Raw genomic sequence first — 22,239 nt, 5'->3', positions numbered from 1 at the left:
TAACGGTTTGATTCAGTCATAAACCCTGTGGAGGGCGCCATGGACAAGCCGCTCGAAAAGTACAACAGCATGAGGAACTTCGAAAAAAGTCCAGAGCCTGCCGGTGTTTCCAAACCCGCCAAAGGCCGACGACAAGGCAAAGCGCATGCGCTGCAGTTCTGCATTCAGAAACATGACGCCTCGCACCTGCACTATGACTTTCGCCTGGAACTCGATGGCGCGCTGAAAAGTTGGGCTGTGCCGAAAGGCCCGTCGCTGGACCCCAAGGTCAAGCGCCTGGCGATTCACGTCGAAGACCATCCACTCGATTACGCCACGTTCGAGGGCACCATTCCCGAAGGGCATTACGGCGCCGGCGAGGTGATCGTCTGGGACCGCGGGGTGTGGATTCCCCAGGATGATCCGGCCAAGGCATACGCCAAGGGGCGACTGAAATTCGAGCTGCTAGGGGAAAAACTCGGCGGCCTGTGGAACCTCGTGCGCACGCACATGCCGGGCAAGCAGGAGCAATGGTTTCTGATCAAGCATCAGGACAGCGCGGCCAGACCTGAAAGCGAATATGACGTGGTCGCCGCCGAGCCCGACAGCGTGCTCAGTGACCGCGCCATCGTCGCCAAGTCGAAACCCGATCCCGTCAAAAAGCCAGCGGCGAGGGCGCTCAAGGACAAGTCGCCACAACTGACGGGCGCCCGCAAAGCCAGGCTGCCGGAGCTGATCAAACCCGAATTGGCAACGCTGGTCGAATCCGCTCCGGATGGCGAATGGAGCTACGAGGTCAAGTTCGACGGCTACCGGGTCATGGCGCGCATCGACCACGATGAGGTCAAACTCTTCACTCGCAACGGTCACGACTGGACCCACAAATTGCCCGGGCAAGCCAAGGCGTTGGCGGCATTGGGGCTGGAATCGGCCTGGCTCGACGGCGAAATGGTGGTAGCGAACGAGCAGGGCGTTCCGGATTTTCAGGCGCTGCAAAACGCGTTCGATGCCGGCCGTAGCGGGAATATCGTCTACTACCTGTTCGATGTGCCCTACCTCAACGGCGTGGACCTGCGCGAAGTGCCCGTCGAAGAGCGCAGGGCCGCACTGGCGACCGTGCTCAAGCCCAATGAAAACCCGCAATTGCGATTCTCCGACGCCTTCGGCGAATCCCCGGAGGCGTTGCTCAGCAGCGCCTGCAAAATGCAGATGGAAGGGCTGATCGGCAAGCGCCTGGGTTCACCTTACGTGTCCCGACGCAGCAGTGACTGGATCAAACTCAAGTGCAAGCATCGACAGGAATTCGTCGTGGTCGGCTTCACCAATCCCCAAGGCTCTCGCAGTGCCTTTGGCGCGTTGTTGCTGGGGCTGCACGACCGCGACAGCGGCGGTTTGCGCTATGCGGGCAAGGTCGGCACCGGGTTCAACGAGGCGACCCTCAAGCGTCTTTACGAACAACTGAAGCCGCTGCAGACGAAAAAGCCGTCGGTGGTCAACCCGCCCACCGGTGGTGAAGCCAAGGGCGTGCATTGGCTCAAACCCGTTCTGCTGGCGGAAGTGGCTTTTGCCGAGATGACCAAGGATGGCTCGGTACGCCAGGCCGTGTTCCATGGGCTGCGTGAGGACAAGCCTGCTGAAGGCATCACCGAGGAGCGCGCGAAAGCCATGAAAACTGCAGCCGCTAAAAAGACAACCGCCCAAGACGCACCCGCACCCTCACAAGTCGGCCTGGGGCAGGGCAAAGTGCGCATTACGCACCCGGATCGGGTGATCGATGCCAGCAGCGGTACCACCAAGATGCAACTGGCGGAGTATTACACCAGCGTCGCCGAGTGGATCCTGCCGCAGCTCAAGGACCGGCCGGTGGCGCTGGTGCGTGCACCGGACGGCATCGCCGGCGAATTGTTCTTTCAGAAAAACGCAGAGCGTCTGGCCATTCCCGGAATCGCCATCCTGGACAAGGCACTGACGGGCCAACCGATGATGGTCATCAACAACGCCAAAGCCCTGATCGGCGCGGTGCAGATGGGCACGGTGGAGCTGCACACCTGGAACGCCACATCGGTCGATCTGGACAAACCCGACCGCTTCGTCCTCGACCTTGACCCGGACCCGGCGCTGCCCTGGAAGAGCATGATTGAAGCGACTCGGCTGACCCTCACGGTGCTGGATGAGCTGGGGCTCAAGGCGTTTCTCAAGACCAGCGGCGGCAAGGGAATTCACCTGGTCGTACCGCTGACCCGCAAGCACGGTTGGGACGAGGTCAAGGACTTCAGCCACGCGATTGTCAGCCACATGGCCAAGTTGCTGCCGGAACGTTTTTCTGCGGTGTCGGGGCCGAAAAACCGGGTTGGGCGCATCTTCATCGATTACCTGCGCAACGGCCTGGGCGCCACCACGATTTGCGCCTACGCTGTGCGCACCCGCGAAGGGCTGCCGGTGTCGGTGCCGATCTTTCGCGAAGAAGTGGCCGAGCTCAAGGGCGCCAATCAGTGGAACCTGCACACTGTGCATGAGCGCCTTGCCGAGGTGGGCGATGAACCCTGGGCCGACCTGAAGAAAACCCGGCAGACGATTACCGCCGAGATGCGGCGGTGGATCGGGATGAAAACGTAGTGAATCAGCAGGAAGGCGGCGAGAGGCACTCGCCGCCTGGACGACTATTGCTTGCCGACCGCGGCTGCGAGCAGCGGCGCCACCTGTTCATCGGTCAATGCGGCGTGGACTTCCATGTTCATCAGGTCGCTCCATTCCAGCACCCACTTCTGAATCGCCACCGGATCACTGGCCTCGGCAATGCCCACACCGCTGGAGCCGCCGACGGCATGCCAGCGCCCCAGCATGGTGACGCCTGCGGGTGGGGCGCCACCGGTCTTGAGGAAACGTTCGATCGCGCTGTTACGTTGTTGCGGACTGATGGACCAACGGACCATGAATAACATCTGCCACCTCCTGCTACGGACTGGCACCTTTTATCTTCGCGTTCCTGGCTGGCGCCGGGGCCACGGTCACGCCTGAGTTTCCAGCTCCGTCCTGGCTGGCCTGAAACCTGTTCTCCCATCAGAAGGCATAGCAGCGGACCGTGTCGCGCGTACGACCGCTGATCCTGTTTCAGGGCATTCGAGCGAACGTATCGGGATAACGGAGCAAGCCATCAGGCATCACGCAACAAGTCGTTGGCATTGAGCAGCTCGTAGGCGACTTCCGGATGCTTCTCCAGCCCTCGACGAATTGCCGCCGGGATCGACTGACGGGTTTTACGGCACAGGCCCGGCAGTTCGCCGAGGGTGATGTTGATGCCGCGCATGGTGCGCACTTCATTGAAGCCCGGAACGATCTCCACGCGCAGGCCCAATTGCTCGTACATCCGGCGTTGCAGACGCTCGAGGTCGCTCAGGCTCTGGAGGTTTTCCAGGCGTTCGATCAGGCGCTTCTCTTCCGACTGGGTCAGGCTCAGGATGCGCAAGTCCGTGCCGGGGGTTTCCAGCAGCTGCTCACGCTCGCAGATGCAGGCACCGGGAGGGCAGGGTTGGCGGATCGGAAGAGAGGTCGTCATGGGGTTCAATCATAGAGCGCTATGATCGGGTTTGCCCATGGGGTTGTGGTGCCTTCGAGCGCGATGTTGCCGAAATCGTCCGGTTACCTGCGCTGCTAGAATGCATGTATCAGTCCCGATTCTGGAGAACCAGGATGATCAGCAAGAACACGATTTGCCTCTGGTACGACGGCACCGCGCTGGACGCTGCGAAGTTCTACGCCGAGACGTTCCCGGACAGCGCTGTGGGGGCTGTCATTCGCGCGCCTGGCGACTATCCGGCGGGTAAACAGGGCGATGTCTTGACGGTCGAATTCACGGTGATGGGCATCCCTTGTCTCGGGCTGAACGGCGGGCCGGGTATCAAGCACAACGAGGCTTTCTCGTTCCAGGTGGCGACCGACGATCAGGCAGAAACCGACCGCTTGTGGAACGCGATTGTTGGAAACGGCGGCCAGGAAAGCGTATGCGGCTGGTGCAAGGACCCGTGGGGACTGTCGTGGCAGATCACGCCACGCGTTCTGACGGCTGCGATAACCAATCCTGATCGAGCGGCGGCCAAGCGCGCGTTCGACGCCATGATGGGGATGACAAAGATCGACATCGCAGCGATCGAAGCGGCTCTGGAGCGTTAACCAGCGTCGCTCAGGGCTTGGCTACGACCGTTGTCGGGTGGATTTCAGGCGCTGTATGTTCAGAGAGGAGGGCACTATGAGCAACGAACAGGTGGCACCTGAAACGAAAGGTGTTGCGGTGAAGTTACTTGCAACGGTTGACCTCGGCCCTGAGATCGAGGGCATGGCAGGGCGCCAACTTAGAATGCGCATGGTGACCATCGAGCCTGGAGGCGTCTTCGGGCCAATTCACAACCATAAAGACAGACCCGGCACCGTCTACATCCTGCAAGGAACGATCACTGACCATCGAAATGGCGTCGCCACGGATTATGGGCCGGGCGTGGGTTGGCCCGAGGACAGGAACACCACACACTGGCTTGAGAACAGAGGCACGATTGCGGCGGTGGAGATCTCGGTCGATATTGTCAGGCAAGAGTAAGTTCAGCCCCCTGGTAGAACTATTTGGATAATTGTGCCGTGGAACAACTGTCCGCTCTTTACTGTGGATTCCAGCAGGCTTACTGCCATCCAGCCCCATGCCAGTTACCAAGAGCCGCTGTGTTGCATCGAGCGGTTGAATCCACAGCCGAAACCCACCGGGTCGACGTGGGTTAAAGGTGTGGTGTTCCAATTTGATCAACGGGCAACTGAGCCCCTTCCAGCTTACAGGCAGCACTGTTGTTGACTGGCGCATCCTTGCGCCAAACGACCGGTTTTAACGCTTGATCAGGGAAATCTTGGTTCCTTCGATGCTGACCCCAGCCATTAACCCCTGCTGGTCGAAAATGAACGCGTAGGCATCGTCCTTCAGCGTCGAGCTGGACAGATTTTTCGCCATCCCCTCATCAACCACGACAACAGTGGGCCCTACGCCGATTTCCCAACCCTTGGATTTATTTAAAAAGTTCACGGCTTTTTCGGTCATCAGGAAAACCACATAGCCATACGACTGGGCGCCGGCCTGCAGCCCCCATGATCCGGTCACGGAGTTGTAATAATTCTCTACTTTCTTGCCCTTCAATAATTCACCTTCGCCATAGCCGCCGCCAAACACAAGGCCCGCCTTGATGATTTTCGGGAAGACAAGAATCGCTTTGGCGTTGTGTGAAATGGTTTCGGCAAATGGCCTGGCCTTGTAGAGCATTTGCAAGGCTTGCCGAGAGTCGACATCCAGATCCTCGGCGGTGGTCGCACCTGCAGTGTTCAAGAAGCTTGCCGATGCCAGTGAGGCTGTCGCAAGGACGATCGATAGGAAGAACCGCATTGACTGAGTCATTTTTGTACTCCGATACGGGAGCATTGGATGTGAGCAGCAGTCAGCATCTGCCCCCCCCGGCAGAGTCCGAGCCTACTGAAATGATCCGGCGCACCCTAAAGTGTGTGAGCTACTGGCTTCGCCTTTGAACGCAGCAGGCCAGCGGCCTTGGATCATTGGTGAGGTCATCACTTTTTTGACCTCTGTGCAGGGGCAGGGTTCGTCGTCTCGGCTTCGGCGAAAAAGGTCAGGCGGTCGATCTGCGATAGTCCGTCGGGCAAGAATTTACGCGAGAAGTCGAAACTCCGGTCCTGTAGCAAATCGCAGATCGATCTGCCATTCGGTTTTTTTCGATCTGACAATTTGAGCATAACGGGCGGCGTTGCCCGACTCTGAGCCGGGTAGATCAAGGTTCACATTGAGCTTGACGCTAAACGCCTCGTGCCCGGTGCGCCTACTGACAAAAATGTCAGTCCGGCCGGGCTATACCTGTTTGAACAGCTTGGATACGCGGGTTGCAGCGAACCATGCCCATTGGCAGGAAACGACCAGCAGGCGCTTCAGTAAACGGACGCACTGGCCCAGGCGGTACCGTATAGCCCGTAGGACGCGACGCCTGTCAGCCGAAGGTCGCGCATCAATCAGGCATAGCTTGGTGGTGGCCAGGGCCACTTTTGCTCCGATCGCTACAGCGACGGCGAGGAAATACAGCCAACGATGATTCTTGGCTTTGTCATGTTGGCTGACCAACGCCGACAGCTGCTTCAAGTAAGGCTTGGCAGCGGCGAGCCGGGGGATGATGCATTCGCTGGCCAAGGCCACGGTGTGGCTGCCGATACCGTCGTCCACAAGACCCGGCGGACCATCAGGTTTGGCCAAGCAATAGTGGTGGGGGACATACTCACAGGTGCTGGAGAGCGGCGATGACTGCGAGAGATCACTGGAAAAGTACTTCACAGGGCACAACCGTTGATTGTATTCGGCGATCTCTGTGCGAATGGCGATCACATCCTCATCGCTTACGGTCCTGCGACTCGCGGAGTAAAACCCTTTGGAATCATCCGGTGCGAATTCGATGAAGTAGCCGGCTTCGCCTTCCTTGATGTGTGTAAAGGTCCACTGCGAATAGCGGCTCCACTGGCACGACCTCAGGTCATCCAAGCCATTGGCCTTACAGTAGTCGTCGTAGCGCCTGATTTGGCCCAACAAGTAACCGCTGGCATCCTGGATGTTCGCCGTCGCCCCCTTCAGCAATGCGGCGTCTTCGTTGGCGCCGTTGTCCGCCACGAAAAACACCGCTGCGACCAAGGCCAGTGGGAACCAGAAGTGATCGTAGATCTGGCGGAAACGTTCGGTGAGGTTGAGGTTGTCATAGACAAGAACCATGACGACCCATCCGGTGATGGCGCATAGCATCAACAGGGGAATTAGCCCGACCTCGCTGCCCAGGTTCCCCACACCATGGATGGTGTAACGGGTGGGCAGGTAATTGATGATGGGGAATAGGCCTAGGCAGTTCAACACACCCGGCAGGAACAAGAGTGCGAAGAAGATGAGCAGGCCCCGCTTCTTGCCCACCGTATAGGCCGCTGCTGACAGCAAGGGAATCAGCAGCAGTGACAGCATCACCAGATAGCCCAGCGTGATCACCATAGCTTCATCGGGCGACCAGTAGCCGCCGATGATCTTTCCAGCGTCGTCACGCTCGGTGAAGCTCGATGACACGACGCCCAGGCCTTCCAAAATCTGGTGCAGGTTGTAGGCAGCGCCATGGAGGAACTTTGAATAAGGGTAGAAGAAACTCGCGATGGAAATTGACATCAATCTGAATCCTTGAATTCTCGGGTCATTCCTTGGTTAGGGACACTCTGAAAGTGAATCACCGAATCTGCTGAAATACGTTTTCACTTGCTATCCGAGATGTCTTGAAACGCACGGGGCCGCACAATCAGTCTGACACGGTGGCAACAAGTGTTCCGCTCACCAGCAGGCCAGATGTTTCTCGATCAACCTCGCCGCCTCGGCTGCGTGAGTAAAGCCCAGACTGTGATCGGCGCCCGGGAAAACTTGTAGTTCCGCGCGGGGTAACAGTTGAGCAAGGCGCTGGCCGACGCGAACAGGGCTGATCGGATCAGAATCTCCCCAGAGGAGCAGGACTGGCATGCGCAACTCGACCAACCGGAGCGTGAGGTCGGTGTGGTCGTCGAGAAACCACCTCGGCAGTGTCGGGTTGGCGGCAGCAAAATCCGGGCGCCAGTCATGCGCGTCCAGAGCAGACATATCCACCCCGCCTGAGGTGACGGTCAGCGTCAGGTGTGTGATCAGCTCAGGGCGTTCAAGCGCTGCAAGCACAGCGACTATGCCGCCCATGGACTGTGCCACCAGCGCTGTGGGCCGGTCGATCTCGGCCAGCACGCGAGTCACCAGATCATCCATGCCGGTCACGCCAGGCAAGGGCGGTGTGTCTCCAAAGCCGGGCCAGCCGATATGGACCTGCTGCGCCGGGTGGGCCAGGCGCTCAGCAACCGGATGCCAAAACCGGGTGTTACCTGAGGCTCCGGGCAGGAAGAGAAGTTTGGCGGGGGATACGATCACAGGTTCGGTCCTTGAAGGTGGAATTGAAAGAGTCAGCAGGAGGAAAAAATGGATGCCACGAGGTTCGATGACCACTTCGGAACGAGAGCTGCCGGTAGTGAAGGGCCGCTTGCGACCGATTCTGTTGAAAAAGTCGGTCCGGACAGTCCAGACACTAGCGTCAGGTTTCGGATTGATGAGCCGCCCAGTGTTTCATCTCTTCGGCAATGAAGTGGTTCACCAAGTCGCTGTACATCTTCTCGATGGCATCCGGGCTCAGGCCCTCGGCTTCGGCCCACTCGCGTCGTGTCGCCAGCATGGCCTTGAAACGCTCCGGAGCGCGCACCGAAGTCACCGAGGTCTTGAACTTCGAGGCGGCCAGCACATAGTGAAAACGCTTGCCCAACAGCTTGATAACGGCCTGATCAAGGGCGTCGATTTCGCGTCGGATATCTTCCATGCCCGCACACTCTGCAGGCTGCAACTGATTGATGACTTCCATGTAGGTAACTCCGTTTGTTGAAAAAGATCGTGGGCTCCAGGTTCTGATTTTACGACGGCTATGCAGCCTCGCGAGCTCGGTCCGCTCTGATAAATTCGATGAGCGCTTTGAGAGCGGGTGGCACATGGCGCCGGCTGGAGTAATAAAGAAAGAATCGGCTTGGCGGCGCTTTCCACTCCTGGAGTATTTCTCTGAGATGCCCATTCTGGATATCGTCGCGCGCCAGTTCCTCATAGACATAGGCAATACCAGCGCCATCTTTCGCCGCCTGGATCATCAGCGCATCGTCTTCCAGAATCAGCGGGCCTGTGACGGACAACCGTATCGGTTGGCCGTCGGCTTGATACTCCCAAGCGTAAAGTTTGCCACTGGGAAAACGCCTGGCAATGCACGCATGGTCGAGCAAGTCGCGGGGGACGTGCGCGGTTCCCTTTGCGGCCAGATAGGCATCCGCAGCAACGGTCACGAACGACTGGGGTGCGCCGACAGGGACTGCGATCATGTCACCGGCCAGGCTTTCACCAAAGCGGACTCCAGCGTCAAACCCCGCATTCACGATATCGGTCAATCCATCATCGGTGATCAGGTCCAACTGAATACGTGGATACCTGGCCACGAAGGGCGCGAGCACTTTTGCAAACACGATGCGAGCCGCCGGACGCGCCACGTTGAGGCGAAGTTTGCCAGCGGGCACTTCCTGCATCGAGGTCAATTGCGCCAATGCATCGTTAACCTGGTGCAGGGTTGGGACCAGCGTCACCAATAGCTGCTGGCCAGCCTCGGTCGGGGTCACGCTACGAGTGGTTCGGTTCAGCAGTCTGATGCCCAAGCGTGCTTCCAACGCTCGCATTGCGTGACTCAACGCGGAAGCTGAAACGCCACGCTCGTCGGCGGCCTTGCGAAAGCTGCGATGGCGAGCGACGGCGGCAAAGGCGTCGAGTTCAGAGAGGTCGGGGTGATAACTCATGAATATGGTTCAGCAGTTCAAATACGATTGCCCATCTTATCGTCATGAGACCGCTCCCGGATACTTCCTCCATCATTAGTGGAGAGGTCGCTATGCAAAAGAATCGTCTTGGATCATCGGATTTTCTGATTTCGCCTATTGGCCTGGGGACATGGGCAATCGCCGGCACCGGCTGGGAGTACAGTTGGGGAGCGCAGGATGACAAGGACAGCCTGGGCGCACTTGAATATGCCGTCGAACGCGGCGTGAACTGGATTGATACCGCTGCAGTTTATGGCTTGGGCCATGCGGAGCAATTAGTGGGGCAGTTGCTGCAGCGGGTGCCGGCCTCACGGCGTCCTTTGGTGTTCACTAAAGGCAGCTTGGTCTGGGACCCGGCCACAAAGGCGATTTCGCACTCACTGGCCCCTCAATCCTTGCTCGCCGAGATCGACGCAAGCTTGCACCGGCTTCAAGTCGAGACGATCGATCTTTATCAGATCCACTGGCCTGCTTTTCCTGCCGATGCCAGCAGTGAAGGTATTGAAATGGCGCTTTCGGCTTTGGCGGCCGCGCGCGATCAAGGAAAGATTCGCGCTATCGGTGTATCGAATTTCGATGTCGCTCAACTCAAGCGGGCGCAGGCGGTGACAGAGATCGTTTCGCTCCAGCCGCCGTACTCGGCCTTGATGCGGGACATCGAGAAGGACGTTCTGCCATTCTGTGAGCAGGCCGGGATGGGTGTCCTTGCCTATTCCACGCTTCAATCAGGGCTACTTTCCGGCAGCATGACGCGCGAACGCATCTCGCAGTTGCCCGACGACGATTGGCGCAAGGCCCGAAGTGCTGACTTCCAGGAGCCCCGTTTGAGTGCGAACCTGGCATTGGTTGACGTCATGGCACGCATCGGAGAAAGGCACGGGGTAAGCGCTGCGGCGGTCGCCATCGCCTGGGTACTTCGCAAACCGGCAGTGACGGGCGCCATTGTCGGTGCCCGCCGTCCGGCACAAGTAGACGGACTGATTGCAGCCTCGGAGTTGCGTCTTAGCACCGCAGAAATCGACGAAATTCGACCGTTCCTGCCGGCGGGCATGGGAACAAATGTCCCTGGTGCCGCTTGACGCTATTGAGCAGAGGGTGAGCGTTCAGTTCTGTTATTGAATGCAGACGTTCGATATCAGTTTTTGCACTCCGCCAACACCACATGGCAGGTAGTCGGCGTACCACCGGATTGACCGGCATAGCGTATGCAATTATCCATGGACTTCTGGCGAGCCATGTCCAGGGTGGAGCCCCAAGCCAGGCCGCCCTCGCCGGCAGTGGGTAGCGCTTTTGCATAGCAGCTTGAGCCGGCGCTTGAGTCTGCGCTTGAGGCCGAATAGCGGGCCGTGGAAGTTTTGCCCGCACATCCTGCAGTCAGCGCCAGGTTAATGGCGAGCAGGGAAGGGAGGATCCATGACGAGCATTGGCGCGCTGTTTTGCCGATCATCCCATGTTCCCCTGCATCAAGAGGCTGGAGGTGTGTTTGTGGTCGTGCTCTATTCAGATTAGACGGTGTTGCGCCTGCCTTGGCTAAAACGGCTCGTTAAATAAACGAGCCGTTGTTGTGACGGTGTTCATCGGGGCCAGTACACGGACATCAGATCACCTCAAAGGTGATCCGCGTCAATCACAGCCTTGGCGAACGCCTGCGGATCTTCCTGCGGCAGGTTGTGGCCGATGCCGCCGCTGATCAGCCGGAACTCGTATTGACCGGTGAAGCGCTTGGCGTAATCCTCGGGGGCAGGGTGCGGCGCGCCGTTGGCATCGCCTTCAAGGGTGATGGTCGGCACGCTGATGGAAGGTGTCGTGGCCAGTTTCTGCTCGAGCGCATCGTATCGGGTCTCGCCCTGGACCAGGCCCAGCCGCCAGCGGTAGTTGAACACGGTGATGTCGACATGGTCGGGGTTGTCCAGCGCCTTGGCGCTGCGGTCGAAAGTGGCGTCATCGAACGCCCATTTCGGCGAAGCCAGTTGCCATATCAACTTGGCGAAGTCGTGGGTGTTTTTCTCGTACCCGGCGCGACCGCGATCGGTGGCGAAGTAAAACTGATACCACCACTGCAATTCAGCCTTGGGTGGTAGCGGGTTCTTGCCGGCCGCCTGATTGCCGATCAGATACCCGCTGACCGAGACCAGCGCCTTGACCCGTTCTGGCCATAGCGCCGAGACGATGTCGGCCGAGCGCGCGCCCCAATCATAACCACCGAGCACGGCTTGTTTGATCTTCAGCGCATCCATGAAGTCGATGACGTCACTGGCCAGCGCAGCCGGTTGGCCATTGCGAACGGTTTTATCGGACAGAAAATGCGTATCGCCATAGCCACGTGCATACGGCATCAGCACTCGATAGCCCTTTTCAGCAAGCAAGGGGGCGACCTCGTCATAGCTGTGAATGTCGTATGGCCAGCCGTGCAGAAGAATCACCACCGGCCCGTCAGCCGGGCCCGTTTCGGCGTATGCCACGTTCAGCAGCCCGGCATTGACATGCTTGAGCGGGCCGAACGGGGAGGGTGTTGCATGAGTGGCGCCAGCATTGATCGCCGTTGGCTGCGTGGCTGCGGTCGTTTGTGCGTGGGCCGCACCGAGAACGCTGAACAGGGTAAACGCGAGGATCGACGAGCCGACCAGGCGGTGGCGGGTTTTGCCGGTTTTGTTCCGCAGTGCCATCTTCATGTGATGTCTCCGTTGCAAGCCGTTGGCCAGGGGTTCTGGCTGAGCCCCTTGAAACCTTGCTTGCATTCGAACGCGGCGACGTATCTGGCCTGTGTCGAATCGCAGGCCAGGTGAAAAACCATGTATCAAGAGGCTGGTCAGACGCACTGTGATACACAGCCGGGCGTACGGAGCCTGTTTCTGGTTAACTACACCTCCTCAAATTATGGAGATGTGTAGATGGCCGAAGGAGTTTTGAAGTCGAAGCTGGTCAATTTTCTGGTGGCCGACGCCCAGTTGAATCACGACAACATGGGCGATTTATTCTCCATAGCCGGGAGTGGCAGTGTGGGCGCGTTGGCCGGGGTGCTGGAGGCCTTCAAGAACGCATACGGAGGGTTGTGGGTTGGTGGGAAGTTAGTGGTCACCGAAACCATGGTTCGCCTGAACGCCAATGCCATGAACCGCCTCTTTCAGGATGGGACCCTGGATATTGAACTCCCATTGGCAATGATCCGAAAGGTCAGCGTTGAAGGTGGGTTTGTGACGAAGATCGTCCGTCTGGATACCGACGCTGGCAGCGTTAAATTTCGCTGTTACGGTGCGAAGGACGTCGCCTCGCTGATAGAGAAGTTGACCCTCTCGGCGGCCTCGATACCCGCCCGGGGGCCCTTGAAATTAAAGTTCAGCCACGTCGATGTTCTCGTCAAAGACCTCGAGGAAGCGTGCAAGTATTACGCTCGTGTCTTTAGCGCCAAAATTTCAAAGACACTTGATTGGCAGCGCGACGGTTTGCATGTGCGCTATGCGATCGTCAAGTTCGGAACGGAGCGCATTATGCTGGTGCAACCGATTACCGGAAATCTCAAGGCTCTGATGGACGCCAACGGCGAAGGCACAATCTACCGGCACTGTTATTCCACACCTGATATTGAGGCAGCCTACGACGAATTGATCGACGCAGGCGTCCAGCCGGAAAATGAGAACGGCCAGCCGCTGTCTCGCGATAATCTCCAGTCGCCAAGTGGGACACGCATACTCTGGTTACCGAAACGCTTCGGGCATTTTTCTATTGAGCTGCTTGAAGAGAAGGAGCTGGAGGCATTTATCAAGGATGCATTTGCCGAGGAGAGATGAGGGAGGACACTCGGCATTGCCACGCTGACTAGCCGATTGGTCTTGGCTCCACGTTATAGCGAGCGGATGTCGAGACCGACCCCATAATCTCGTCGATAAAGGGGGCCTTCCGTGCCAGGTATTCACCTATGCCGCCGGTGTTGTTTGCTTCCAGTTCAAGCTTCAAGTCCTGATACCGCTGGCGAAGCACAGGGTTGCTCCTGAGCAAATCACGAAAGCGGAGCATTCTTTCGATTTGACCGTGGCCGGTGATACAAACGTGGGCCTTGTGTGTCCGCACACCGTCAACATCGCGACGATAAAAATGGTGTCCTGCCGACAGATCGCTTCCCCGTGCATACCCTAGCCCACGCATGACAGTGTCTCGGAAGGATTCGTTTCGATGCTGCGCAACCTCGACCAGGAGGTCGATCTCTGGTTTGGCGGCGAGCTCGGGAACGGCGGTGCTTCCGACATGATGAATGGCTACAAGCTCAGTGCCGAACGCCTCCGCGATCTGCTCTTTGGCGTTAAGGAAGAGCGTGGGCCATTGACTGTCGTAGAGGGAAATCTTGCTGGTTAGCGCCATGGTACTTTTTCCTTGTGTCCGCGGGCCTGGTGATACGGACACTCCAAGCGTGCGCGCTCTACACGCCGCCATACAGCATCCATGCGAGGGCGGGATGTTAGCGCTTCCAATATGCAGCAGCTATCAAAGTTGGGAGACCGGGGATTTGGCTGCTGACGCACCGACCCAGCGTAATTGCCTTGAGCACCCAATACCCGACTCGGTAGCAGATGACGCCGAGCACAATCTCCATGAGCATTTTCACGGCACTTCCTTCGGCTGCTTTTTTGACTGAGTCTGGCAGAGGTTGAGGGAAATAAAATGTCAGATTTCGGCCGGTTGAATCCACAACCCAAAGCGGCCATTCGCAATCAACAGGGCACTTACCATCGAATAGCCGTCAGCTTGTTTAAATCGATGGCGACTCAGACATCTCCACCAGCAGTTGCCCAAATGCATTGGCCGCAGGGGTCTTTCCTGTGACACTCCATATCAGTCTGAAATTAGCATCCACCAGCGGTGGCAGGCCATGTTGACCGTCAATCACCACCATGCCGGGCTCTAGATCTCCCAGCGGTAGAGCGGTGACGGCAAGTCCGGCCAATACCGCCGCCCGCAGTCCTTGTTGACTTGGAGAGGTAAAGGCAACTCGCCAATCCACGGTGGAACTCGCCAGTGCCTCTACGGCCACTTGCCGGTGCATGCAGGGCGCTGGTGCAAACGCCAGCGGTAAAGGGGTGTCGCCGGTAAAGTCGAAACTCTGCGCCGCGGCCCAGACAAACCGGGTTTCGCGCAGCACGGTACCGCTGGCCTGACCGCCCGGCAATGCCATGACCACGGCCAGATCGAGCCCATCGGCATCGACCTGCGCGCGCAGATCAAGGTAGGTGCCAACGGTTACATCCAGACGTACTGCGGGAAATTGTCTGGCGAACCGAGTCAATAACGGCGGCAGGCCGTCGCCGATAAAGTTTTCTGGCACACCGAAGCGCACGGTTCCGGATACCGATGACGTTTCGAAACGCCGTGAGAGGGCGTCTTGCGCGTCGAGGACATGTTCGGCATGACGCAGAAAATCTTCGCCATCTTCTGTCAGCGTCAAACGTCGGGTGGTGCGCACCAGTAGGGTGGTGCCGGCCTGTTCTTCCAGGCGCCGGATCTGATGACTGATCGCTGACTGGCTCAAGTGCAGCCGTTCTGCGGCACGAGTGAAACTACCGGTTTCCTTGATCGCGACAAAAGCACGCAACAGAGCTGGATCGAAGTCCATTTAGTCAACTCATGATGAATATTAATAAAACTTACGAAATTAAATCATTTCTGTCATTTTTTAATTACTTCCAGAATGCGGCTGGTCACTTGGAGTTATGTCGGGTGACGCTGGTGAGGCTATCGCGCCAACTCCCCTGAGGGGGCAGGGTCGTCTTGCCAGTGCCCATCAACTTGATCTGGAAGATCACGATGCTGTTCTCTTCTTCGCAAAAGGATGTTTTCACAATAGCCGCCGTTTGCTTGGCCTCGCTGATGTTCGGCCTGGAAATCTCGAGTGTGCCGGTAATCTTGCCTACGCTTGAATCGGTTCTGCGTAGCGATTTCAAAGATATGCAGTGGATAATGAATGCCTACACCATCGCCTGCACCACGGTGCTGATGGCCACCGGCACACTGGCGGATCGATATGGGCGCAAGCGAGTGTTCATCATTAGCCTGGTACTTTTCGGCATTACCTCACTGAGCTGTGGATGGGCACAAAGCACCAGTGTGTTGATCGCAAGCCGATTCCTGCAAGGTATGTCCGGTGGTGCCATGCTGATTTGTCAGGTGGCAGTGCTGTCTCACCGATTCCAGTCGGGAGATGCGCGCGGCAAAGCTTTCAGTGCCTGGGGGATAGTGTTCGGCATCGGTCTGGGGTTCGGTCCGATTATCGGCGCAGCTATCGTGGCGTTGTCGAGCTGGGAATGGGTCTTCCTGGTGCATGCGCCAATTGCCGTGCTCGCGCTGGTGCTGGTCATCGCCGGTGTCGATGAGTCATGCGATCCGCAGCGTCGCAGGCTGGATGTGCTGGGCATTATTTCGCTATCGCTGGCAGTGTTGGGTCTTTCCTGGTTCATCACTCAGGGAGCGGGGGTGGGCTTCTCCAGTGGTTCGGCCATCGCCAGCCTGGTTGTGGCAATGGTCAGCTTCGTTGTCTTTGTCATCGCACAGCGACGCTATGTCGATCCCATGTTCGACTTCTCGGTATTTCGCATCCGCCGCTTCTCGGGTGCCTTGCTAGGGTCGGCAGGCATGAACTTCAGCTTCTGGCCATTCATGATCTACCTGCCTCTGTATTTTCAAAATAGCCTGGGCTACGCCAGTGTCGGCACCGGTCTGGCATTGCTGGCATATACGCTGCCAACGCTGGTTATCCCTCCGTTGGGCGAACGGCTGGCGCTGCGTTATCGACCTGACGTGGTGATTCCCGCAGGCTTGTTCACCATAGGTCTGGGCTTCCTGCTGATGAAATGGGGCAGCAGTGTCACGCATGCCAGCTGGCTGACGATGCTTCCTGGCTGCTTGATCGCAGGGATCGGACTGGGGTTGACCAATACGCCTGTCACCAATACCACCACAGGATCGGTGCCCAGTGAGCGTGCAGGCATGGCATCGGGCATCGATATCAGCGCTCGTATGATCAGCCTTGCAATCAATATCGCGCTGATGGGATTCATCTTGGTGGAAGGCATCCTGTCTTCCCTGCGCGACCAGTTATCTGGCTCGTCCGATGATGTGCAGTTGAGGTTGCTGGCGGAGAATATTTCAGCCGGCAACTCCGCTGTGTTGGCGCAGACTGGCCAAGACACTACTATTGCGGTCGATGTTGCCAACGCAGCTTTGGCCCATGGATTTGGCTGGGTCATGCTGTATGGGGGTATTGCGGCATGGGTGCTAGTGGCGGCGAGCTGGGTGGTCTTTCGTCCGAACAAAACTCGTTGATTCTCAGCAGTGACCATCATCCGAAGGACTGCTTTTGGCCGATGTCTGCCTGTTGCGAAAGGGTGCAACCCTGAGCGGACACTCGTCAATGTCTGTCAGGGGCGAAAGCTGCTTGCTCCGCTATTGCAGCGGCACATACACATCAGTTTGCCATTGATCCTGCGGCGTCTCGGGATAGACGCTCAGGTAATTGAAGAACAGCGGGTGGTCACGAAGTTCTTCTCCACTGGCAGGAAGCCAATCGCGGTAAATCGGATAGATCGTTTCGCCGATGTGATCCGGTGACCCCACGTGTCGCACCACGATGCAGCGACCGCCAGGAATGACGATCTCGTGCACACCGAACTCATTCGGCGCCACTGCCTCGTGAATCTCGCCGCAGATTGCGAAGCGGAATGCTTGTGGAGGTGTCGTATCGGGGTTGCCATAGGGAATACCGAAGGTGCGACTCGATGCCACTGGCGACTGTCCGCTCTGCATACGCCACTCGATGAACGTGCGCACGCTCTCATTGACGAGCCCGGCGGGTCCGCAGTGTTCAAGCGCTGCTACCCTGATTTCAGGGAATTCCACGATTCGTACTTGCATGATGATAGTCCTGGAAAAGTGAGGGATTGCGAATACCGCATTCCAGACCTGCCAGTTCGGTTCCTTCCTGAATGCACTCGGCGTCATACCGAACGCCCGCCTGAACGCCCTGCAAAATGCCTCGGGGCTTTCAAAGCCGGCACCGAGTGCGGCGTCCAGTACCGAGGAATCAGCGAGGGCGGCCAAGCGATGCGCCGCGCGTCGTAGCCGCATCAGTTGCACATAACGTGAGACAGGTACGCCTGCGAACGCGGTGAATTGTCGATGGAAGTGAAACACCGAAAAGTTCGCCACATGACTCAACGTCTTCACCGACAGGTCACCTTCGAGATTGGCATCAATGTAGGCGAGTACGGCGTTGAAGCGTTTTGTGTAAGCGAAGTTGCTCGGCATGTCAGACACTGGGAAAAGGTTCCTGGAGGTACGGTCGGCAATAGAGTCGACTATATCGGCGTGAGCGCGCCTAGCCGCGTTTGCTCAAGGTACGTTTTGGGTTGGTGAATTCACAACCCAAAGCGGACAGACCGACCCAGTCTTGAGCCGATCTATCAATGCCGGTTAAAAATGCCAGTCCTCAGCGCGAACGACGCGACAGAATGGACCCGCCAGGGTCGCATTGTGATGAGCGATGATATTTTCGGCCGTCAACACAGGGGTATCGGAGCAGGTATGACCATCGGCGATCAGCACTGCATCGAATCCAAGATCGCGTGCGGCGCGGCAGGTGCTGTCGACACAATACTGGGTCTTCATTCCGGCAATAACCACACCCTGAGATTCACAAGCTTTCAGCCGATCGGCCAGGTCAGTCATGGCGAAAGCGTTGGGTCGGTTTTTTTCGAAGATAACTTCGTCGCCTTGTAGCAGCAGTTCCGACACCAGTTGCGTCAACGGGCTCGCAGGTTCGATGGGCGAGCCAGGTGGACCGACGTGGCGAGCAAGGAAAATTGGCGCGCCAGCCGTGCGGGCCTTGCTCAACAGGTTATTCAAAGTGTTCAGCAGCGCTTCGCCAGCCCATGGTTTATCCGGACCATGAAACAATCCAACCTGCATATCGAGAATCAACAGTGCGTACATAGTGCTTTCCTTGCGTTTGGACCAGCGACACAAGGGCAAAAGAAAAGGCCCTGTCCATCGCTGGCGGGCCTTTGAAGTTCGTGCGTTATTGGCTCACGACACCTCTCACGACCCGCCTTGGGCGGTCGTGGTCGTGGTGGTCGAGGCAATGCGTGGCTGATTCATAAAGTGGACAGTATCTGCACGGTGCCTGGTTGGCAAGTCGGTGTGACCTGCGCGGCGGCTATTGCTTGGATTGATCGTTGAGGTGCGCATCTCAATAGAAGCGATCTTCCTGCTTCATGGCAAAAATGCGGCTGATTGTTCTGAACGAGATGCCAAGAAACAACAAGGCCAGCAACACTCCGCCAGTCATGATGAAAAAGCCGGGGCGGTAGGTGTGTAGCTCGGTTGTGATACTACTTACTCGCGGGAACCAGCGTGAATAAAGCAGCGAAATATCCTGACCCACTTCATATTGGGAGTGTTCGTCATAACGCTGGTCCTGGTATTCGCCTTCGTGAACTTGGCGGTCGTGATCGACATATTGGTAGCGAATTATTTTGACCATGCTGTTTCTAGGGATATCTTCCAGCTGCGTCACTGTGCCTGTGACCTCAGCCGCGCTCAATTGGATGATCGCATAGATGGATCCTTGGTGCCGTGCCATGGCGGCCAGTGATAGCAGCACACAGCAAGCAATGCTTAGCAGGATTACTCGGTTGTATAGGTGATCTTTTTCTGCTTCGCGTGGGTAAAACATCTTATGGTCCTTCGCATGAGGGCATTCAGCAGCCGTGTCGGCGACCAAACCGATTACTTGAGGCCCTTCAGCGTTTATGGCCATTTGCGGAAATTCCGGCAGCGGGGGAGACGGCGTGTCCTCGGATCGCACGGAGAGGGACTGAGCGTGCATGAGACACCGTATATCCAGTCCGATCGCAATCACTGAGTGAGTACTTCTGATCGACCGTTGCTGTTGTTGTGAGGGCAGCAATCGCCCCAAACAGCCATCGAGAAGAGACCCGATAGGGATACGCTAAAGTTATGTGGGTCGTCGATCAATAGTGACCTACTGTTCGTGCTGCTTCCGTCCCTGGAGGGCCTAATGCCGCCCATCACCACGCGCCCGGTGGCGCTGTTTGCTCTTTGCCTGACTCTTGTAGTACCCGCCCAAACCAACGCCTGCCCACCTGGCGAGAAACAAGTGTGCCTGGACGGCTGTATCTGCCTGCCAGATCTGGGGCAGATGCCCGATGGCATCTACCAGATCGCGGCACCTGCCCTGGCTCTGTGGTTGACCCAAGCCCGTGCTGAAGCAGCCAGCGCCGACATCCAACCCATCCCACTGCACATCCGGGAACAACTGCTGCGTTGGTACGACCCCAGCGTCCTCGATGTCGCGCGCTACAAGGTTAGCGACAATGGCCAATTCAGCGCCGCCACTGCCATGCTGCAAAACCCCGATGTCGGTGCCGTGACGCTGATCGACATCATCCTCTTCCGGGACGCTCAAACCGCAGAACAGAACATCGCGCTCTGGGCTCACGAACTAAAGCATGTGCAGCAGTTTCAGGAATGGGGGGTAGAAGGATTTGCCCAGCGGTATACACAAGATTTCAATGCTGTGGAGGCGCCGGCTTATGCCATACAGGCTGAGGTCAGACGGTTGGGCAATTCCACCCCTTGATCCCTAGGCTGCCCAGGGCTGCCCATTCAGCACTGACACACCAGAAACAAAGCAGCCGACAGACCCTTCAAGCCCGCCCAATCAACGCGTGCGATGGCGGGTGAGCAGTACCTGTACTTTCCCTGAACCTAAGGCTAGCGCCAGTAGAACCAGCAAGATCAAGGCCCAATTAGAGGGGCTTGGGTGTTGGCCGAGGATGACCATTGAGCTGACGATGCCAAATACCGGAATCAACAGCGATAACGGTGCCACGCGCGACACTGGGTATTCACGCAACAGCAGGTTCCACCCCCAGTAACTGAAGTGTGTCGCTGCGTAGACCTGGAAAGCGAGTGAAAAAAGCGTCATTGCATTGAGCTGCGAAGGTAGCGCCTTGAAGGGTGCCGAGCCATGCAGCAGCCACGTCAACAGCAAGAGCGGGATGGGTGGAAACAAGCTGGCCCATACCACGAAGGCGAAGATCTCACGTACCTTGGATACTTTGATGACAACGTTGCCAATGCTCCATGCCAATGCGCTGCCAATTACGAGTGCAAAACCTGCCCTCGACGCATCGCCGGGACTGTACAGTACCATCCCCCCCAACCCTACGGCCGCCAGCAAGCTGCCAACCAATTGAGGCTGACCCAGGCGTTCTCCGAAAAAGAGCACACCCCAGCCCAGCGTGAAGAATGCGCTGAGCTGGATCAACAGCGATGCGCTACCAGGTGGCACACCCCAAGCGATTCCCTGGTTGATCAAGGCCCACATGGCTACGCCAAAGATCAGCCCGTAGGCCGCCAACCACCGGAATGCAACGCGTGGACGCCCCACGAAAAATACCCAAGGCAAGGCGGCGAGCGTGAAACGCAACGCTGTCAACAACAGCGGGTCGATGCCGGCAAGCCCAAGTTTGGTCACGGGAAAGTTCAATCCCCAGACGGCCGTTACCAGCACGGCTAGTACAAGATGCTTCTTCTGCATGGTCAGTCTTTTCCCAGAGCCGAGCGGAAATGCTCGTGCCTGAAGAAATATGCAAGCAATCGACTTGGCCCGCTTTCAGTCACAGGCCAACTTTCATTAGAATCGGGCCATGCGAGAAATAACCATACCTCCCTACCAGAACACATCGCGCGATGCTGTCGTGACCGCACATGACTATGCGGACGGAACGCTGTTCCCGGTACACAACCATCAGCGTGGACAGTTCGCGTATGCCGCAAGGGGGGTCATTACCGTGTTTACCGATGACGGCAACTGGGTCGTTCCGCCCCAACGCGGCATATGGGTCCCGGCGCAGCTCCCCCACGCCATGCAGATGCGTGGCCCTGTCACCATGCACAACACCTATATCCGCAAACAAGCTGCACAGCGACTCGGGCTACCTGGACAATGTCAGGTATTGGACGTGTCGCCGCTGTTGCGGCATTTGCTGTTGAAGGCAATGGATGTACCCGCGCACTATTCCACCCAAGGACGAGATGGCCATTTGATGGGATTGCTGCTGCATGAAATTGCCGGGATGCCTGCGCTTTCGCTCAATGCCCCGTTGCCAGCGGAGCCACGTCTTGCAATTGTGTGCCGCGAGTTCCTGGCCCTGCCTTCGCTGGAAATTGGTATCGACGAAATGGCTCAGCGCGCGGGGATGAGCCGCCGTACCTTTACCCGGCAGTTTCGATTGCACACAGGCATCAGTTACATCGAATGGCGACAACAAGCCTGCCTGCTCGCAGCGATTGTTCGGCTCGGAAAAGGTCAGTCGGTCACACAGGTTGCAATGGTGTTGGGTTATAGCAGTTCAAGTGCATTCGCGACGGTTTTCAAGCGCTTGCTGGGAGAAGTGCCCAGTCGATACTTCGCAGATCAACAGGCCTAGGAGTCTTGGGGTGAGGCCGTTTTCGGCCCAGGCCGTGTAAAAACGCATTCGTCACTTTGAAGTCAGCGTTGCTACGTGAAATCTGACGTCGACCGTTTGGTAAGTAGACCTGAAATTTGCGAAGGGACGCGATTTTTGGGCTGTGTTAAGTCAGTCCGGTTCACCTCACGGGCAGCTATTGGCCGATTCTGTTGAAAAAGTCGGCTTTGGTAGTCATGGCAGAAAAGTACGCGTCTGAGATTGAAGTCCGTGTTTTGCGCAGAAGAGATTGGACTCAGATTTGACGTAG

The 22,239-nt window shown here is 57.5% G+C and carries 23 protein-coding genes; 8 read left to right on the top strand and 15 right to left on the bottom strand.

From position 1 onward, the window contains the following. Nucleotides 1-39 precede the first annotated feature (39 nt). A complete protein-coding gene (gene ligD, locus QMK51_RS17090) occupies nt 40-2,595 on the top strand; it encodes a DNA ligase D (RefSeq protein ID WP_320391010.1) in 2,556 nt (851 codons plus the stop codon). 44 nt (nt 2,596-2,639) lie between these two features. Here ligD and QMK51_RS17085 read toward each other — a convergent pair whose 3' ends face one another. Further along, nucleotides 2,640-2,921 (bottom strand): DUF3303 domain-containing protein, encoded by a 282-nt coding sequence (locus QMK51_RS17085; protein WP_258696324.1) that lies wholly within the window; start codon nt 2,919-2,921, stop codon nt 2,640-2,642. Nucleotides 2,922-3,133: 212 nt separating this feature from the next. Further along, nucleotides 3,134-3,535 carry a hypothetical protein gene (locus tag QMK51_RS17080; RefSeq protein ID WP_019648541.1) on the bottom strand — a complete coding sequence of 134 codons (402 nt, stop codon included), beginning with the start codon at nt 3,533-3,535 and terminating at the stop codon, nt 3,134-3,136. Between the two features lie 134 nt (nt 3,536-3,669). On the opposite strand from QMK51_RS17080, the gene QMK51_RS17075 reads away from it, so the two are divergent. Together QMK51_RS17075 and QMK51_RS17070 are read left to right on the top strand one after the other, a co-directional pair. After that, nucleotides 3,670-4,149, top strand: coding sequence for a VOC family protein (locus QMK51_RS17075; protein ID WP_320391009.1), 480 nt, complete (start codon nt 3,670-3,672; stop codon nt 4,147-4,149). A gap of 76 nt (nt 4,150-4,225) precedes the next feature. Beyond that, complete coding sequence (locus QMK51_RS17070) at nt 4,226-4,570, top strand: cupin domain-containing protein (protein ID WP_258696322.1); 345 nt, start codon at nt 4,226-4,228, stop codon at nt 4,568-4,570. 276 nt (nt 4,571-4,846) lie between these two features. Here the strand turns inward: QMK51_RS17070 and QMK51_RS17065 are convergent, their stop codons facing one another. The 5 genes from QMK51_RS17065 to QMK51_RS17045 form a co-directional block, all read right to left on the bottom strand. Beyond that, nucleotides 4,847-5,407, bottom strand: coding sequence for a YSC84-related protein (locus tag QMK51_RS17065; RefSeq protein WP_320391008.1), 561 nt, complete (start codon nt 5,405-5,407; stop codon nt 4,847-4,849). 462 nt (nt 5,408-5,869) lie between these two features. Continuing rightward, nucleotides 5,870-7,207, bottom strand: a complete 1,338-nt coding sequence (locus QMK51_RS17060; RefSeq protein WP_320391007.1) for a hypothetical protein — start codon at nt 7,205-7,207, stop codon at nt 5,870-5,872. A gap of 159 nt (nt 7,208-7,366) precedes the next feature. Next, entirely contained in the window at nt 7,367-7,981 is a 615-nt protein-coding gene (locus tag QMK51_RS17055; RefSeq protein WP_320391006.1) for an alpha/beta fold hydrolase, read from the bottom strand. A gap of 160 nt (nt 7,982-8,141) precedes the next feature. After that, nucleotides 8,142-8,462, bottom strand: coding sequence for an isochorismate lyase (locus tag QMK51_RS17050; RefSeq protein WP_064618687.1), 321 nt, complete (start codon nt 8,460-8,462; stop codon nt 8,142-8,144). 58 nt (nt 8,463-8,520) lie between these two features. Then, on the bottom strand, nt 8,521-9,429 hold the full coding sequence (locus tag QMK51_RS17045) for a LysR family transcriptional regulator (protein ID WP_320391005.1): 909 nt from the start codon (nt 9,427-9,429) through the stop codon (nt 8,521-8,523). A 92-nt stretch (nt 9,430-9,521) separates the two neighbouring features. On the opposite strand from QMK51_RS17045, the gene QMK51_RS17040 reads away from it, so the two are divergent. Next, nucleotides 9,522-10,529 (top strand): aldo/keto reductase, encoded by a 1,008-nt coding sequence (locus QMK51_RS17040; protein ID WP_320391004.1) that lies wholly within the window; start codon nt 9,522-9,524, stop codon nt 10,527-10,529. 56 nt (nt 10,530-10,585) lie between these two features. On the opposite strand, the gene QMK51_RS17035 is transcribed toward QMK51_RS17040, so the two are convergent. Further along, nucleotides 10,586-10,897 carry a hypothetical protein gene (locus QMK51_RS17035; protein ID WP_320391003.1) on the bottom strand — a complete coding sequence of 104 codons (312 nt, stop codon included), beginning with the start codon at nt 10,895-10,897 and terminating at the stop codon, nt 10,586-10,588. Nucleotides 10,898-11,057: 160 nt separating this feature from the next. Then, complete coding sequence (locus QMK51_RS17030; protein WP_320391002.1) at nt 11,058-12,122, bottom strand: alpha/beta hydrolase; 1,065 nt, start codon at nt 12,120-12,122, stop codon at nt 11,058-11,060. A gap of 651 nt (nt 12,123-12,773) precedes the next feature. On the opposite strand from QMK51_RS17030, the gene QMK51_RS17025 reads away from it, so the two are divergent. Continuing rightward, complete coding sequence (locus tag QMK51_RS17025; RefSeq protein WP_258700744.1) at nt 12,774-13,238, top strand: VOC family protein; 465 nt, start codon at nt 12,774-12,776, stop codon at nt 13,236-13,238. Nucleotides 13,239-13,266: 28 nt separating this feature from the next. Here the strand turns inward: QMK51_RS17025 and QMK51_RS17020 are convergent, their stop codons facing one another. Both QMK51_RS17020 and QMK51_RS17015 read right to left on the bottom strand, forming a co-directional pair. Next, nucleotides 13,267-13,806, bottom strand: a complete 540-nt coding sequence (locus QMK51_RS17020) for a GrpB family protein (RefSeq protein WP_320391001.1) — start codon at nt 13,804-13,806, stop codon at nt 13,267-13,269. Nucleotides 13,807-14,194: 388 nt separating this feature from the next. Next, nucleotides 14,195-15,055 carry a LysR family transcriptional regulator gene (locus tag QMK51_RS17015; RefSeq protein ID WP_320391000.1) on the bottom strand — a complete coding sequence of 287 codons (861 nt, stop codon included), beginning with the start codon at nt 15,053-15,055 and terminating at the stop codon, nt 14,195-14,197. A 191-nt stretch (nt 15,056-15,246) separates the two neighbouring features. Here QMK51_RS17015 and QMK51_RS17010 point away from each other — a divergent pair, with 191 nt between their 5' ends. Then, the gene (locus tag QMK51_RS17010) at nt 15,247-16,761 is read left to right on the top strand and encodes an MFS transporter (RefSeq protein ID WP_320394533.1); all 1,515 of its coding nucleotides are present in this window, start codon (nt 15,247-15,249) and stop codon (nt 16,759-16,761) included. Between the two features lie 120 nt (nt 16,762-16,881). On the opposite strand, the gene QMK51_RS17005 is transcribed toward QMK51_RS17010, so the two are convergent. The 3 genes from QMK51_RS17005 to QMK51_RS16995 all read right to left on the bottom strand — a co-directional run bounded on the left by QMK51_RS17005 (nt 16,882) and on the right by QMK51_RS16995 (nt 19,252). After that, nucleotides 16,882-17,751: an AraC family transcriptional regulator gene (locus QMK51_RS17005; RefSeq protein WP_320390999.1), complete on the bottom strand. Its 870-nt coding sequence runs from the start codon at nt 17,749-17,751 to the stop codon at nt 16,882-16,884. 156 nt (nt 17,752-17,907) lie between these two features. Further along, entirely contained in the window at nt 17,908-18,426 is a 519-nt protein-coding gene (locus QMK51_RS17000) for an isochorismatase family protein (protein WP_258696311.1), read from the bottom strand. Nucleotides 18,427-18,682: 256 nt separating this feature from the next. Next, a complete protein-coding gene (locus tag QMK51_RS16995; protein ID WP_320390998.1) occupies nt 18,683-19,252 on the bottom strand; it encodes a DUF3592 domain-containing protein in 570 nt (189 codons plus the stop codon). A gap of 261 nt (nt 19,253-19,513) precedes the next feature. On the opposite strand from QMK51_RS16995, the gene QMK51_RS16990 reads away from it, so the two are divergent. Next, nucleotides 19,514-20,095 (top strand): DUF4157 domain-containing protein, encoded by a 582-nt coding sequence (locus QMK51_RS16990; RefSeq protein ID WP_258696309.1) that lies wholly within the window; start codon nt 19,514-19,516, stop codon nt 20,093-20,095. Between the two features lie 81 nt (nt 20,096-20,176). On the opposite strand, the gene QMK51_RS16985 is transcribed toward QMK51_RS16990, so the two are convergent. Further along, complete coding sequence (locus QMK51_RS16985; RefSeq protein WP_320390997.1) at nt 20,177-21,058, bottom strand: EamA family transporter; 882 nt, start codon at nt 21,056-21,058, stop codon at nt 20,177-20,179. 109 nt (nt 21,059-21,167) lie between these two features. On the opposite strand from QMK51_RS16985, the gene QMK51_RS16980 reads away from it, so the two are divergent. Next, on the top strand, nt 21,168-21,950 hold the full coding sequence (locus QMK51_RS16980; RefSeq protein WP_258696307.1) for an AraC family transcriptional regulator: 783 nt from the start codon (nt 21,168-21,170) through the stop codon (nt 21,948-21,950). Nucleotides 21,951-22,239: the final 289 nt, after the last annotated feature.

This window comes from Pseudomonas sp. P9_31 (assembly GCF_034008235.1).
GTDB lineage: Bacteria > Pseudomonadota > Gammaproteobacteria > Pseudomonadales > Pseudomonadaceae > Aquipseudomonas.
Note: the sequence above shows the minus strand (reverse complement) of the source record. Positions and strands in the feature narration are given on the sequence as shown.

What these genes read in the sequence shown, in the direction of transcription:
- QMK51_RS17035 (WP_320391003.1), bottom strand. Translation starts at nt 10,897, where the DNA reads ATGATCGGCAAAACAGCGCGCCAATGCTCGTCATGGATCCTCCCTTCC.
- QMK51_RS17080 (WP_019648541.1), bottom strand. Translation starts at nt 3,535, where the DNA reads ATGACGACCTCTCTTCCGATCCGCCAACCCTGCCCTCCCGGTGCCTGC.
- ligD (WP_320391010.1), top strand. Translation starts at nt 40, where the DNA reads ATGGACAAGCCGCTCGAAAAGTACAACAGCATGAGGAACTTCGAAAAA.
- QMK51_RS16985 (WP_320390997.1), bottom strand. Translation starts at nt 21,058, where the DNA reads ATGCAGAAGAAGCATCTTGTACTAGCCGTGCTGGTAACGGCCGTCTGG.
- QMK51_RS17050 (WP_064618687.1), bottom strand. Translation starts at nt 8,462, where the DNA reads ATGGAAGTCATCAATCAGTTGCAGCCTGCAGAGTGTGCGGGCATGGAA.
- QMK51_RS17085 (WP_258696324.1), bottom strand. Translation starts at nt 2,921, where the DNA reads ATGTTATTCATGGTCCGTTGGTCCATCAGTCCGCAACAACGTAACAGC.
- QMK51_RS17065 (WP_320391008.1), bottom strand. Translation starts at nt 5,407, where the DNA reads ATGACTCAGTCAATGCGGTTCTTCCTATCGATCGTCCTTGCGACAGCC.
- QMK51_RS16980 (WP_258696307.1), top strand. Translation starts at nt 21,168, where the DNA reads ATGCGAGAAATAACCATACCTCCCTACCAGAACACATCGCGCGATGCT.
- QMK51_RS16990 (WP_258696309.1), top strand. Translation starts at nt 19,514, where the DNA reads ATGCCGCCCATCACCACGCGCCCGGTGGCGCTGTTTGCTCTTTGCCTG.
- QMK51_RS17020 (WP_320391001.1), bottom strand. Translation starts at nt 13,806, where the DNA reads ATGGCGCTAACCAGCAAGATTTCCCTCTACGACAGTCAATGGCCCACG.
- QMK51_RS17075 (WP_320391009.1), top strand. Translation starts at nt 3,670, where the DNA reads ATGATCAGCAAGAACACGATTTGCCTCTGGTACGACGGCACCGCGCTG.
- QMK51_RS17000 (WP_258696311.1), bottom strand. Translation starts at nt 18,426, where the DNA reads ATGTACGCACTGTTGATTCTCGATATGCAGGTTGGATTGTTTCATGGT.
- QMK51_RS17015 (WP_320391000.1), bottom strand. Translation starts at nt 15,055, where the DNA reads ATGGACTTCGATCCAGCTCTGTTGCGTGCTTTTGTCGCGATCAAGGAA.
- QMK51_RS16995 (WP_320390998.1), bottom strand. Translation starts at nt 19,252, where the DNA reads ATGGCCATAAACGCTGAAGGGCCTCAAGTAATCGGTTTGGTCGCCGAC.
- QMK51_RS17030 (WP_320391002.1), bottom strand. Translation starts at nt 12,122, where the DNA reads ATGAAGATGGCACTGCGGAACAAAACCGGCAAAACCCGCCACCGCCTG.
- QMK51_RS17045 (WP_320391005.1), bottom strand. Translation starts at nt 9,429, where the DNA reads ATGAGTTATCACCCCGACCTCTCTGAACTCGACGCCTTTGCCGCCGTC.
- QMK51_RS17040 (WP_320391004.1), top strand. Translation starts at nt 9,522, where the DNA reads ATGCAAAAGAATCGTCTTGGATCATCGGATTTTCTGATTTCGCCTATT.
- QMK51_RS17010 (WP_320394533.1), top strand. Translation starts at nt 15,247, where the DNA reads ATGCTGTTCTCTTCTTCGCAAAAGGATGTTTTCACAATAGCCGCCGTT.
- QMK51_RS17060 (WP_320391007.1), bottom strand. Translation starts at nt 7,207, where the DNA reads ATGTCAATTTCCATCGCGAGTTTCTTCTACCCTTATTCAAAGTTCCTC.
- QMK51_RS17070 (WP_258696322.1), top strand. Translation starts at nt 4,226, where the DNA reads ATGAGCAACGAACAGGTGGCACCTGAAACGAAAGGTGTTGCGGTGAAG.